Raw genomic sequence first — 13,089 nt, 5'->3', positions numbered from 1 at the left:
AGGGATAAGTGCACACAACGCGTGATTGAACCGTGATTCTTTCCCGGGAGGCGGGCGGGCCCGGATCCCTTTAGCGTGGTGGGCATGAGCGCCCTCGAACCGGGCTCGTTCCTTGCCGAACTCACGCCGGCGGAACGCGACGACCTGGAATCACGCGGCCGCGTCCGGGAGTTCGCGCGGGGGGACACGCTCTTCAGCGAGGGGGAGGAGCCCGGCTGGGTCGCGGTGCTGCTGCGCGGCCGGGTGAAGGCGTTCTCCTACCACGAGCAGGGCGGCGAGGCCCTGCTGGCGGTGCGCGGGGCGGGCGCGGTGCTCGGCGAGGTCGCCGCGATCGACGGACTGCCCAGGTCGGCGTCGGTGCAGGCGCTCGAACCGGTGCGGGCGCTCGCGATCAGCGCGGACGAGTTCATGGCGTTCCTGCAGGCGCACGGCCGTGTCTCGATCATCATCATGCGGATGCTCTGCCAGCGCTGGCGCGACGCCGACCGCAAGCGCGTCGAGTTCGGCATGTTCGACGCCACCGGACGGGTCGCGCAGCGGCTCGTCGAGCTGGCCGAGCGGTTCGGGGTGCCGCACCGGACGGGCACGGGCGAGGAGAGCGTCCGCATCACGCTGAACCTGTCGCAGGAGGAGCTGGCCGGCTGGGTGGGCGCGTCCCGCGAGGCGGTGAGCAAGGCGCTGCGCACGCTGCGCCGGCACGGCTGGATCGAGACGGGACGCCGCCGGCTGATCGTCCACGACCTGCAGGCCCTCCGCCGCCACGCCCGCTAGCCCGGCCGCGCGCGGCGGCCCCGGGTCGTCCCGCGCGCAGGGGCGGGCCGTACTCTGTGCAGGATGCAGCTACAGCAGCTCGCCTACTTCGTGGCGGTCGCGGAGGTGCGCCACTTCACGCAGGCCGCGGAGATCCTGCGGGTGGCGCAGCCGTCGCTGTCCAAGCAGATCCGCGCGCTCGAGAACGAGCTGAACGTCTCCCTGTTCCGGCGCGCGCGCGGCAACATCACGCTGACGCCGGCCGGTGAGGCGCTGCTGCCGCTGGCCAAGCGCATCCTGGCCGACGTCGACACCGCCCGCCTCGAAGTGCAGGAACTCGCCGGCCTGAAACGCGGCCGGGTGCGGCTCGGCGCCACGCCGTCGCTGTGCGCGGGCCTGCTGGCGGACGTCCTGCGCCGCTTCCACGACACCTATCCGGGCATCCAGCTCATCGTCGAAGAGGGAGGCTCGCGGGACCTCGTCCGCGAGCTGACGCGCGGCTCCCTGGACCTCGCCCTGGTCATCCTCCCGCTCCAGGGCGACCCGCCGCTGGACACGACCCCGATACTGCGCGAGTACCTCGTGGTGGCGTCCCCGGTGGAGCAGCGGTCGCCGACGCGCCGCTCGTACCTGCGCATCGAGGACCTGCAGAACCGCCCTCTGGTGATGTTCCGCCCCGGCTACGACCTGCGTGAAGCGACCATCAGCGCCTGCCGGGCGGCCGGGTTCGAGCCCAGGTTCGCGGTGGAGGGCGGCGAGATGGACGCCGTGCTCCGCTTCGTCGAGGTCGGCCTCGGGATCGCGGTCGTCCCGAGCATGGTCCTCGCCGGACGCCCCGGCCTGCGCGGGACCCCGCTCGTCCTTGCCGACGAGGAGGCGCGCCGAGGCCGCCATGGTCCGGGCCTCCTCCGCACCATCGCCCTCGCCCACCGCAAGGACGTCGAACTCACCCACGCCGCACGCGCCTTCCAGGAGACCTTGCAGGCGTTCCTCGCCGAGGCCGCCGACGCCGGCACCCTCCCGCCGGGCGTCGAGCACCTGGTCGACGCCTAGGACATCGGCGGCCCGCCGCGCGAGGGCCGATGATCAGGGGCCGGGGGAGCGGAGGCGGGCGAGGACGCCGTCGGCGACGCCGGGGGAGTCGCGCAGCGCGTCCTTGAGCGGGGGCGCCTCCAGCAGCCGGAACGCCGTGGTGACCGAGCATCCCGCGACGCCGTGCCCGTCGTGGAGCACCTCGCCGGCGCGGATGGCGGTGTCGTCACCCTCGGGCGGGTGCCGGGGGCCGGCGATGTCCAGCGCGGCGACTCGCATTAGAACGGCCCCGCCCGGTACTCCGGGCGGGGCCGAGATCGGGGGCGGCGGTCAGTGCTTCTTGCCGCCGGCGGTCGCCTTGAGGTAGTCGCTGTTCAGGCGGCCGATGAAGTCCAGCGGGATCTCCTTCGGGCACGCGGCGGTGCACTCGCCGGTGTTGGTGCAGCCGCCGAAGCCCTCCGCGTCGTGCGTCTCCAGCATGGACACGACCCGGTCGTAGCGCTCCGGCTGGCCCTGCGGCATCAGCCCGAGGTGGCTGATCTTGGCGCCGAGGAACAGCGCGGCCGAGCCGTTCGGGCAGGCCGCGACGCACGCGCCGCAGCCGATGCACTCGGCGGCCTCGAACGCGCGGTCGGCGTCCGGCTTCGGCACCGGGGTGGAGTGCGCCTCCGGGGCGGTGCCGGTCGGCGCCGTGATGTAGCCGCCGGCCTGGATGATCCGGTCGAACGCGGACCGGTCGACGACCAGGTCCTTCACCACCGGGAACGCCTTGGCGCGCCACGGCTCGACGTCGATGACCTCGCCGTCCTTGAACTTGCGCATGTGGAGCTGGCACGTGGTGGTGGCGCGCTCCGGGCCGTGCGGGGTGCCGTTGATGACGAGGGAGCACATGCCGCAGATGCCCTCGCGGCAGTCGTGGTCGAAGGCGACCGGCTCCTCGCCCCCGGCGATGAGCTCCTCGTTGAGGACGTCCAGCATCTCCAGGAACGAGGCGTCGGGGGAGATGTCGTCGAGCTTGTACTCGACCATCCTCCCCTTGTCCTCGGGGCCGCTCTGTCGCCAGACGCGCAGTGTGAGCTTCATGATTACCTGTCCGACCTCTGCTACTTGTACGACCGCTGCGTCGGCTTGACGTATTCGAAGTCCAGGACCTCCTTGTGGAGGACGGGCTGCTCGCCCTCCCCGGCCCATTCCCAGGCGGCGACGTAGCCGAAGTTCTCGTCGTCGCGCTTGGCCTCGCCCTCCTCGTCCTGGCTCTCGGCCCGGAAGTGGCCGCCGCAGGACTCGGTGCGGTGGAGGGCGTCGATGACCATCAGCTCGGCGAGCTCGAAGAAGTCGGCGACGCGGCCGGCCTTCTCCAGCTGCTGGTTCAGCTCCTCGCCCTTGCCGGTCACCTTGACCCGCGTCCAGAACTCCGCGCGCAGCGCCGGGATGAGCTCCAGCGCCTTGCGCAGCCCCTGCTCGGTGCGCTCCATGCCGCAGTACTCCCACATGATGTGGCCGAGCTCGCGGTGGAAGGAGTCGACGGAGCGGTCCCCGTCGATCGACAGCAGCTTGTCGATGCGGGTCCTCACCCGCTCCTCGGCCTCGCCGATCGCCGTCTCGGCGACCGGGTCGAGCGCGTTGCGGGCGATGTAGTCGCCGATGGTGTTCGGCAGGACGAAGTAACCGTCCGCGAGGCCCTGCATCAGCGCGGACGCGCCGAGCCGGTTCGCGCCGTGGTCGGAGAAGTTCGCCTCGCCGATCACGAACAGGCCGGGGATCGAGGACTCCAGGTCGTAGTCCACCCACAGGCCGCCCATCGTGTAGTGGACGGCGGGGTAGATGCGCATCGGCGTGTCGTAGGGGTTCTCGCCGGTGATGCGCTCGTACATCTCGAAGAGGTTGCCGTACTTGGCCTCGACCTTGTCGCGGCCGAGGCGCCCGATCGCGTCCGCGAAGTCGAGGTAGACGCCGAGGCCGCCGGGGCCGACGCCGCGTCCCTCGTCGCAGACGTTCTTCGCCGCGCGGGACGCGATGTCGCGCGGGACGAGGTTGCCGAAGGACGGGTAGATGCGCTCCAGGTAGTAGTCGCGCTCGTCCTCGGGGATGTCGTACGGCTTGCGGGTGTCGCCGGCCTTCTTCGGCACCCACACCCGGCCGTCGTTGCGCAGCGACTCCGACATGAGCGTCAGCTTCGACTGGTGGTCGCCGCTGACCGGGATGCACGTCGGGTGGATCTGCGTGTAGCAGGGGTTGGCGAACAGGGCGCCGTGCCGGTGCGCGCGCCAGGACGCGGTGACGTTCGAGCCCATCGCGTTCGTGGACAGGAAGTACACGTTGCCGTAGCCGCCGGACGCCAGCACGACCGCGTCCGCCGTGTAGTGCTTGATCTCGCCGTTGATCAGGTTCCGGACGACGACGCCGCGCGCCCGCCCGTCCTCCATGATCAGGTCGAGCATCTCGTGGCGCGGGTACAGCTCGACGTTGCCGGCCTCGACCTGCCGCATCAGCGCCTGGTAGGCGCCGAGCAGCAGCTGCTGGCCCGTCTGGCCGCGGGCGTAGAAGGTGCGGGAGACCTGGGTGCCGCCGAACGAGCGGTTGTCGAGCAGGCCGCCGTACTCGCGGGCGAACGGGACGCCCTGCGCGACGCACTGGTCGATGATGTTCCGGGAGATGTCGGCGAGCCGGTGGACGTTCGACTCGCGGGAGCGGAAGTCGCCGCCCTTCACCGTCTCGTAGAACAGCCGGTACACGCTGTCGCCGTCGTTGCGGTAGTTCTTCGCGGCGTTGATGCCGCCCTGCGCGGCGATCGAGTGCGCGCGGCGCGGCGAGTCCTGGAAGCAGAACTGGATGACGTGGTAGCCGGCCTCGCCGAGCGTCGCGCCGGCCGAGCCGCCGGCCAGCCCGGTGCCGATGATGATGATCTTCTTCTTGCGCTTGTTGGCCGGGTTGACCTGCTTGGCCTCGAACTTGCGCGTCGTCCAGCGGTCCTCGATGGGGCCCTTGGGCGCCTTGGTGTCGGCGATCGGCTCGCCGGACTTGTAGAAGCTGTCGGTCATGGTCAGCTCACCCATCCGAACGTGATGGAGACGGGGACCGCGATGAAGCCGAGCGTGATCAGCGCGGCGGTGGTCGCGGCGAGGCCCCGCAGGGCGTTGTGGCTGCGCGGGCTGCGCAGCCCGAGCGTCTGGAACGCGCTCCAGATGCCGTGGTTGAGGTGGAGGCCGACGAGCAGGATGGCGACGACGTACCAGACGGTGATGTACCAGCGGGACGGGTCGAAGTCGGCGACCATCCGCTCGTAGGGCGTGGCGTCGGCGCCCTTGGGGTTCACGACGAAGAACGTGAGGTCCAGCAGGTGCCAGACGATGTAGACGGCGATGATGACGCCGCCGTACCGCATCGTGCGGGCGGCGTAGCCCTGCGCGTGCGACTTCTTCTTCGACTGGTACTTGACCGGGCGCGCCGCGGAGGCGCGGCGGGCGAGCGACACCGCCGACCACATGTGCAGGATCACCGAGGCGCCGAGCACGACCTCGATGAGGGTCAGGACGGTCCGGCGCGGTACCGCGGGCTCACCGATCGTGCGGAGCCAGTCCGCGTAGTGGTTGAAGTCCTCCGCGCCCATGAAGATCTTCAGGTTCCCGACCATGTGGGCGACCAGGTACAGCACGAGGACGCCGCCGGTCACCGCCATGACGGCCTTCTTGCCGACGGTCGATCGGTAGATCGCAGGTATCGCTATAGCCACGACCTGCACGTTATGTCCGGATCTATGAATAGTTCCAAGTCATCAGCGCACTCATGGCGATAGCCGCAGGCTATGAACGCACGCAGTGCGGGCGTTGTGGCCGTTCCGTGACGTTCCGCCTGGTGAGTGAGTTCACAGCGCGTCCGGGAACCCGCCGATCACGTGATCCAGAAGACATTGACGCAGGTCAGGAGGCTGTGGTTAAAGCCCCGCGGTGAGGGCGCTCTCCAGCTCGTGCCCCGGCCGCCGCGACAGCAGCAGGACGGCGAGGTCGTCGGCCAGCACGTCCCCGTTGAGCCGCTCCACCTGGGTCACCAGATCGTCGATGAGCGCGCGCCCGGTGGCGCCCCGCCGGCGCGCCGCGCGGGCCAGGCCGACGAGGCCGTCGGTGCCGAGCCGGTCGGAGCCCTCGCCGACCTTCCCCTCGATCAGGCCGTCGGTGTAGAGCATGAGGCCCCAGGACTCGCCGAGGTCGATCTCGGTCGTCGGCCACTCGGCGCCCGGCAGCAGGCCGAGCGCGGGGCCGTGCGCGTACTCGGGCAGCGCCGCGACCTCGCCGTCCTCGCCGAGGGCGCCGCGGAACAGCAGCGGCGCGGGATGGCCGGCGAGGTGCATCCGGGCGGTCCGCCGGGACGGCGCGATCGTGATCATGCACAGCGTGGTGAAGATCTCCTCGCTGCGCCGCTCGTGCCCGAGCACGCTGTCGAGGGTGCCGAGCAGCTGCTCGCCGGTGTGCCCGGCGAGCACGAGCGTCCGCCACGCCATCCGCAGCTGGACGCCGAGCGCCGCCTCGTCCGGGCCGTGGCCGCACACGTCCCCGATCATCAGGTGGACGGCGCCGCCCTCGGTCTGCACGGTGTCGTAGAAGTCGCCGCCGAGCAGCGCGCGCCGCCGGCCGGGCCGGTAGCGGGTGTGGTGCTTCAGCGACGGGTCGTCGATCAGCGGGACGGGCAGCAGCCCGCGCTCCAGCCGGGCGTTCTCCCGGCCGAGGATGCGCGCCTCGACGAGCCGGCGCTCGGTCTCCTCCGACCGCTTGCGCTCGATGGCGTAGCGGACGGCGCGGGCCAGCAGCGGCGCGTCGACCTCCTGCTTGACGAGGTAGTCCTCCGCGCCGGCGGCGACGGCCTGGACGCCGAGGTGCGCGTCGTCCAGCCCGGTCAGCACGACGACGGCGGCCGTCCCGGACAGCGCCAGCACCTGCCGGAGCCCGTCCAGCCGGTCGATGCCGGGGGTGGACAGGTCGACGATGATGCACTGGGTGCGCCGCGTCAGCGACCGCCGGGCGGCGGCCAGGTCGGCCGCGACGGCGATCTCGGCGTCCATGCCGCTCTCGGCGAGCATCTTCTCGACCATGAGGACGTCGGAAGGGTCGGCGTCGATGAGGAGCAGGTCGACCCTGTCCTCGGCCCCCGGCGTGAAGGGGCGGGTCTGATGGCTGGGCGTCTGATGGCTGAGCGTGCTCACAGGGCTTCCGGGAAGTCGGGCTGACGGCACTGGCAACGGCCGGTGGCACACCGCGTATTCCCGCGGCTGCGGGCGGGTGCGACGGACCGCGCCGGGGCAGCGGCATTGGCCTAGCCGCCAGGGTCCCGGCTCAAGGAGCGGGGGAAGCGTCGCTCCGTACGTCCCTGACCTTAGCGTGTCCTTACCTCACCGTGCACCCCCTGAGTGCGTCCTGATAGGCATTTCCGGCCAGTCCGGAACGGATCCGTGCAGGTGAAAAACCAGTCGAACTCCGGACGTTCCGCTGCATAACCTGCGTCAGGTGAAGCCGTTGCCGGAGAAAGATCCTGGCAGGCCCGACCACCGAACCCCCGCGCGCTACCTGCTCTGGCTGCTGCGCGCCCAGTGGCGCAGCATCGGCGCGGGCGCGTTCTTCGGCGTGGTCTGGATGCTCAGCCAGGCCCTCATGCCCGCCGCGATCGGCCGCGCCATCGGCGACGGCGTCGCGGCGCGGGACGAGCGCGCCCTGCTGGCGTGGTCCGGCGCACTGCTCGGCCTCGGCGCCGTGCAGGCCGCCACCGGCGCCGTCCGGCACCGGTTCGCCGTGTTCAACTGGCTCGCCGCCGCCTACCGGACGGTCCAGATCGTCACCCGGCAGGCGACCCGGCTCGGCGGGACGCTCCCGAAGCGGCTCAGCGCGGGCGAGGTCGTGAGCATCGGCCTGTCCGACGTGTCGCACATCGGAGACGCCCTCGACATCATCTCGCGCGGGTCGGGCGCCGTCGTCGCGATCGTCGCCGTGGCCGGCATCCTGCTGGCCACCTCGCCGCCGCTCGGCCTCATCGTGCTGGTCGGCGTGCCGCTGATCCTGGCGATCGCGGCACCGCTGCTGCGCCCCTACCGCGACCGGGAACTGGCGCACCGCGAGCTGGTCGGCGAGCTGAGCACGCACGCCACCGACCTGGTCGGCGGCCTGCGGGTGCTGCGCGGCATCGGCGGCGAGGCGCTGTTCTCCGGCCGCTACCGGGCCGAGTCGCAGCGGGTGCGCGCCGCCGGGGTGGCGACCGCGCGGGCCGAGACCCGGATGAACGGCGCCGAGGTGCTGCTGCCGGGGCTGCTGATCGCGCTGGTGACCTGGGTCGGCGCCCGGTTCGCCGCCGACCGGACCATCGGCGTCGGCGAGCTGGTCGCCTTCTACGGGTACGCGGTGTTCCTGATCGTCCCGCTGAAGACGCTCGGCGAGGCCGCCGGCAAGATCACCAAGGGGATGGTGGCGGCGGGCCGGGTGACCGCCCTGCTGGCCATCGACCCCGACCTGCCGGACGCCGGGACGGCCCGCCCGGCGGCGGACGCCGAACTGGTGGACATCGCGTCCGGGCTGGTCGTGCGGCCGGGGCGGGTGACCGCGATCGCGGCGGCCGACCCGCGCGACGCGCAGGCCGTCGCCGACCGGCTCGGCCGGTACGCGGAGGGCGACGTCGACTTCGGCGGGCTCCCGCTGCGCGCGGTCGCGGACGTCCGGAAACGGATCCTCGTCGCCGTCAACGAGGACCGCCTCTTCTCCGGGCCGCTGGGCGAGTCCCTGGCGCCGGACGGCGGCGAGGCCGCGCTGCGTGCGGCGATCCATGCCGCCTGCGCCGAGGACGTCGTCTCCTCAGTGGGATTGGACGCCCATGTCGCCGAGGCCGGACGCGAGTTCTCCGGCGGCCAGCAGCAGCGGCTCCGCCTGGCACGAGCGCTCGCCGCCGACCCGGACGTCCTCATCCTGGTGGACCCGACCAGCGCGGTGGACGCGCACACCGAGGCGCGCATCGCGGGCAGGCTCGGCCGAGCGCGCGCGGGCCGCACCACCGTGGTGTGCACGACCAGCCCGCTGATGCTCGACCGCGCCGACCACGTCGCATTCGTCAAGGACGGACTGGTCGTGGCAGAGGGAACCCACCGCGACCTCATGGAAACCGAGCCCCGCTATGCGGCGACCGTCACCCGCGGCGAGGACCAGGGCGCGACCCCTTCTGAGAACGGCATCGGGGGAGTCCGGGGAGAGACCGTGGAGGGGCCGGTGAGGTCGTGAGCGCCGAGATCCTGCCGGTCGCGGCGCCCGCGCAGGTGCGGGCGTACGCGCGGCGGCTCGTCCTGCGGCATCCCCGCGCCTTGGCCGGGGTGCTGGCGCTGCACGCGCTGGCCGCCGTGGCGGGCCTGGTCACGCCCCGGCTGCTCGGCGCCCTCGTCGAGGACGTCCGCGACGGGCACGCCGCCATCGACACCGCCGGCCTCGCCATCGCCGGGTTCGTGGTCGCGCAGGGCGTGCTGATCCGGTACGCCTACCTCGCGTCGGCGAAGCTCGGCGAGCGGGTGCTGGCCGAGCTGCGCGAGGAGTTCGTCGACCGGGTGCTCGCGCTGCCGCTGTCCACGGTCGAGCGCGCCGGGACCGGCGACCTCGTCACCCGCGCGTCCCGCGACGTCGACACGCTGAGCACCTCCGTCCGGTACGCGATGCCGGAGACGCTCGTCGCGATCGTCGTCGGCGGGTTCACCTTCGGTGCGCTGCTGCTGAACGGCCCGCTCGTCGCGCTGCCCGCGCTCGTCGCCGTCCCGCTGCTGGTGGCGGTGATGCGCTGGTACCTGCCCCGCGCGCACGGCGGCTACCTGCGGGAGAACGAGGCGTGGTCGCGGATCGCCGAGGGGCTCACCGAGACCGTCCAGGGCTCGCGGACCGTCGAGGCGCTCGGCCTCGCCGAGCGCCGGCACGAGCGCGGCGACGCCGACATCGCGGCGTCCTACCGGGCCGAGCGCTACACGCTGCGGCTGCGGATGGTCCTGTTCCCCGTGGCCGAGCTGAGCTTCGTCCTGCCCGTGGTGGCGACGCTGCTCGTCGGCGGGCTCCTCTACATCCACGACATGGCGACGCTCGCGCAGGTGACGGCCGCGACCCTGTACGCGCAGCTGCTCATCGAGCCGGTCGACACGATGCTGTCCTGGCTGGACGAGCTGCAGCTCGGCGGCGCGTCGCTGGCCCGGCTGCTCGGCGTCGGCAACGTCCCGCCCGACCGTTCGCCGAACGGCGGCCGGCCCGCCGGGGAGCGGCTCACGGCGCGCGGCGTCCACTACTCCTACCGGCCGGGACGGGACGTCCTGCACGGCGTGGACCTCGACCTGCGGCCCGGCGAGCGCCTCGCGATGGTCGGGCCGAGCGGCGCGGGCAAGTCCACGCTCGGCCGCCTGCTCGCCGGAGTGGACGGCCCGCGCTCGGGCGCCGTCACCGTCGGCGGCGTCCCGCTGGTGGCGCTTCCGCTGGACGGGCTGCGCCGCGAGGTCGCCCTCGTCACGCAGGAGCACCACGTGTTCCGCGGCACGCTCCGCGAGAACCTGGTCATGGCGCGGGACGGCGCGTCCGACGACGACGTCCGCCGGGTGCTCGCGGCCGTCGACTGGGACGGGCCCGGCCTCGACACGGTCGTCGGCTCCGGCGGCGCGACGCTGACGCCCGCGCAGGCGCAACAGCTCGCGCTGGCCCGGCTCGTCCTCGCCGACCCGCACACGCTCGTGCTGGACGAGGCGACGTCGCTGCTCGACCCGCGCGCGGCGCGCCGCCTCGAACGCTCCCTCGCCGCCGTCCTGGACGGCCGGACCGTCGTGGCGATCGCGCACCGCCTCCACACCGCGCACGACGCCGACCGCGTGGCGGTGGTGGAGGACGGCCGCATCACCGAACTGGGCACCCACGAGGAACTCCTCGCCCAGAAGGGCTCCTACGCGGCCCTGTGGACGTCCTGGCACGGCACCCCACCCACCTAGCCCGCTCCGTTGACCTGCGGCGTGTTGTTGTTATCAGCTGCCGGATAACAACAACACGCCGCAGATCAACGCGGGGTCAGGTGGAGAGGGCGGCCTTCAGGTAGTCCACCTGGATGTGGAGGAGGTTTTCCGCCACTACCTCCTGCGGGGTCATGTGGGTCACTCCCGACAGGGGCAGGACGGTGTGCGGGCGGCCGGCGGCCAGCAGGGCGGACGACAGGCGGAGGGTGTGGGCCGCCACCACGTTGTCGTCCGCGAGGCCGTGGATGATCATCAGCGGGCGCTTCAGGTCGGCTGCCCGCTCGATCAGCGAGTTCGCGGCGTAGTTGTCCGGGTCCTCGTCGGGGTGGCCCAGGTAGCGCTCGGTGTAGTGGGTGTCGTAGAGCCGCCAGTCGGTGACCGGGGCGCCCGCGATGCCGACGTGGAACACGTCCGGGCGGTGCAGGACGGCGAGGCCCGCGAGCCAGCCGCCGAACGACCAGCCGCGGATGCCGACGCGGTCGAGGTCGAGCGCGGCCGGGTGCCTGCGCGCCGCCTCGATCAGCGCGGTGATCTGGTCGTCCAGGACGGGCCCGACGAAGTCGCCGTGCACGGCCCGCTCCCACGCCGGGCCGCGCGCGGGCGTGCCGCGCCCGTCGGCGATCACGACGGCGAAGCCCTGGTCGGCGAGCCACTGCGCCTCGCAGTACATGCGCTGCACGGCGAGGACGCGCTGGGCGTGCGGCCCGCCGTAGGGGTCCATGAGGACGGGCAGCCGGCCCTGGTCGGGCTCCCACCCGGTGGGCAGCAGCACCGCGGTGCGGATCTCGCGGTCGCCGGCGCGCAGCAGCTCGACCCGCGGCGTGATCACCGGCGTCTCCGCGAACGAGGCGACGGGGTGCGTCCCGGCCGGCGTGCGCACCTCGGTCTCGGCGCCCGGCCGGTCGAGCCGCGCGCCCGTGACCACGGTGACGCCGCCGGAGCGGATGCCGCCGAAGACGCCCGGCCCCTCGGTCAGCCGGGTGATCTCCGCGCCGTCGCGGGAGTACAGGTGGGCCTCGGTGGGCTCCTCCGAGGCGGTGAACAGGATCGACTCGCCCTCCACCCCGAGCACCGACCGGACCTGCAGGCCGGGCGGGGTGACCGGCTCGCCCGCGACGGTGATGCGGCGCGTGTCGGTGCCGCGGTCCTCGGTGGTCCAGACGAGGTCGCCGGAGTTCGTCCGGGCGGGCAGGCCGGGGACGATGTCGGTCCACACCGGGTCGTGCTCGGTGTGGACGAGCGACGTCGCGCCGTTGGACGGGTCGATGCTCAGCACCCGCTGCGCCCGCTGGTCGCGGGGCTGGACGACGACGAGCAGGCCGTGCCGGTCCCAGGAGGCCGCGACGAAGTAGGGGAACATCCCGCGGTCCCAGGCGACGGTGGTGCGCCGGCCGTCCACCTTGAGCAGCACCAGCGACACCAGCGCGTTCGGCGTCCCGGCGGCCGGGTAGGCGATCTCGGACGGCGGCCGGTCCGGGTTCGCGGGGTCGGCGATGTGCCAGCGCTGCACCGGCGTCTCGTCCACGCGGGCGGCGAGCAGCGTCCCGCCGTCGGGTGACCACCAGTGGCCGCGCATCCGGTTCATCTCCTCGGCCGCGACGAACTCGGCGAGGCCGTAGGAGATCTGGTCGGACTCCGGCTGGACGAGGGCCCGGTCGTCGGTGCCGTCGATCTCGATGAGCCGCAGCGTCCGGCCCGAGACGTAGGCGATCCGCCGCCCGGCCGGGTCGGGGCGCGGGTCGAACACCGGTGCCTGCGCGGGCAGCTCGCGGACGAGCGCGGTGTCGAGGTCGACGACGTACAGGCGCCCGGCGAGGGTGAAGACCGCCTGCCGCATCGCCCGGTCGGTCGCGTACCCGACGATGCCGCCCGCCTGCTCGCGGGCCCGCTCGCGCCGGGCGCGCTCCTCGGCGGGCAGGTCCTCCTCGCCGGGGACGTCCAGCGCGGCAGGGTCGGCGACGCGCCGCTCCTCGCCGGTCGCGGCGTCCAGCGTCCACAGGCAGGTGACCGGGTCGTCGCCGGCCCTCGTGCGCAGGAAGACGACGCGCGACTCGTCCGGCGCGATCTGGAAGGCGCGCGGGACGCCGAGGCTGAACCGTCGGGTGCGGGCGCTCTGCCGCGGATAGCTGATGCTCATGGCACCCGAGTCTGCCAGGATGCCCGGGAAGTACGGCGCACGGCGGCCTCCTGCCCTCTATGATCACGGGCTGTCGCGATCGGTGGCCGGGGAATGTCCCGTGCCCGGGTCCGCGCTCGCGTAAGCTCAAAGCTTCCCCAAGCACATTTCTTCTGTCGCGGGCTGAGGAGTGGTC

At 72.8% G+C, this 13,089-nt stretch carries 10 protein-coding genes; 4 read left to right on the top strand and 6 right to left on the bottom strand.

Annotated elements, in window-relative coordinates; translation table 11 throughout:
- Positions 1–84: 84 nt before the first annotated feature.
- Positions 85–771, top strand: a complete 687-nt coding sequence (locus ABFX46_RS05715) for a Crp/Fnr family transcriptional regulator (RefSeq protein ID WP_346040278.1) — start codon at positions 85–87, stop codon at positions 769–771.
- 63 nt (positions 772–834) lie between these two features.
- Positions 835–1,803 (top strand): LysR family transcriptional regulator, encoded by a 969-nt coding sequence (locus ABFX46_RS05710; RefSeq protein ID WP_346040277.1) that lies wholly within the window; start codon positions 835–837, stop codon positions 1,801–1,803.
- Positions 1,804–1,836: 33 nt separating this feature from the next.
- Here ABFX46_RS05710 and ABFX46_RS05705 read toward each other — a convergent pair whose 3' ends face one another.
- The 5 genes from ABFX46_RS05705 to ABFX46_RS05685 form a co-directional block, all read right to left on the bottom strand.
- Positions 1,837–2,061 (bottom strand): hypothetical protein, encoded by a 225-nt coding sequence (locus ABFX46_RS05705; protein ID WP_346040276.1) that lies wholly within the window; start codon positions 2,059–2,061, stop codon positions 1,837–1,839.
- 51 nt (positions 2,062–2,112) lie between these two features.
- Positions 2,113–2,865 carry a succinate dehydrogenase/fumarate reductase iron-sulfur subunit gene (locus ABFX46_RS05700; protein WP_346040275.1) on the bottom strand — a complete coding sequence of 251 codons (753 nt, stop codon included), beginning with the start codon at positions 2,863–2,865 and terminating at the stop codon, positions 2,113–2,115.
- Between the two features lie 20 nt (positions 2,866–2,885).
- A complete protein-coding gene (locus ABFX46_RS05695; RefSeq protein ID WP_346040688.1) occupies positions 2,886–4,823 on the bottom strand; it encodes a fumarate reductase/succinate dehydrogenase flavoprotein subunit in 1,938 nt (645 codons plus the stop codon).
- Between the two features lie 2 nt (positions 4,824–4,825).
- Complete coding sequence (locus tag ABFX46_RS05690) at positions 4,826–5,515, bottom strand: succinate dehydrogenase cytochrome b subunit (RefSeq protein ID WP_346040274.1); 690 nt, start codon at positions 5,513–5,515, stop codon at positions 4,826–4,828.
- Between the two features lie 201 nt (positions 5,516–5,716).
- Entirely contained in the window at positions 5,717–6,979 is a 1,263-nt protein-coding gene (locus tag ABFX46_RS05685) for a PP2C family protein-serine/threonine phosphatase (RefSeq protein WP_346040273.1), read from the bottom strand.
- A gap of 301 nt (positions 6,980–7,280) precedes the next feature.
- Between ABFX46_RS05685 and ABFX46_RS05680 the strand changes: the two genes are divergently transcribed.
- The gene (locus ABFX46_RS05680) at positions 7,281–9,032 is read left to right on the top strand and encodes an ABC transporter transmembrane domain-containing protein (protein ID WP_346040272.1); all 1,752 of its coding nucleotides are present in this window, start codon (positions 7,281–7,283) and stop codon (positions 9,030–9,032) included.
- Entirely contained in the window at positions 9,029–10,756 is a 1,728-nt protein-coding gene (locus tag ABFX46_RS05675) for an ABC transporter ATP-binding protein (protein WP_346040271.1), read from the top strand. The genes ABFX46_RS05680 and ABFX46_RS05675 overlap by 4 nt, the downstream gene beginning before the upstream one ends.
- Positions 10,757–10,832: 76 nt before the next feature.
- Here the strand turns inward: ABFX46_RS05675 and ABFX46_RS05670 are convergent, their stop codons facing one another.
- Positions 10,833–12,914 (bottom strand): S9 family peptidase, encoded by a 2,082-nt coding sequence (locus ABFX46_RS05670; protein WP_346040270.1) that lies wholly within the window; start codon positions 12,912–12,914, stop codon positions 10,833–10,835.
- Positions 12,915–13,089: the final 175 nt, after the last annotated feature.

Source organism: Actinomadura chokoriensis (assembly GCF_039529475.1).
In the GTDB taxonomy this organism is placed as follows: domain Bacteria; phylum Actinomycetota; class Actinomycetes; order Streptosporangiales; family Streptosporangiaceae; genus Spirillospora; species Spirillospora bangladeshensis.
The sequence above is the reverse complement of the archived record's forward strand: the minus strand, read 5'-3'. Positions and strand labels throughout refer to the sequence as shown.

Coding starts and splice junctions, on each gene's coding strand:
- ABFX46_RS05710 (WP_346040277.1), top strand. CDS start 835: ATGCAGCTACAGCAGCTCGCCTACTTCGTGGCGGTCGCGGAGGTGCGC.
- ABFX46_RS05700 (WP_346040275.1), bottom strand. CDS start 2,865: ATGAAGCTCACACTGCGCGTCTGGCGACAGAGCGGCCCCGAGGACAAG.
- ABFX46_RS05705 (WP_346040276.1), bottom strand. CDS start 2,061: ATGCGAGTCGCCGCGCTGGACATCGCCGGCCCCCGGCACCCGCCCGAG.
- ABFX46_RS05670 (WP_346040270.1), bottom strand. CDS start 12,914: ATGAGCATCAGCTATCCGCGGCAGAGCGCCCGCACCCGACGGTTCAGC.
- ABFX46_RS05695 (WP_346040688.1), bottom strand. CDS start 4,823: ATGACCGACAGCTTCTACAAGTCCGGCGAGCCGATCGCCGACACCAAG.
- ABFX46_RS05715 (WP_346040278.1), top strand. CDS start 85: ATGAGCGCCCTCGAACCGGGCTCGTTCCTTGCCGAACTCACGCCGGCG.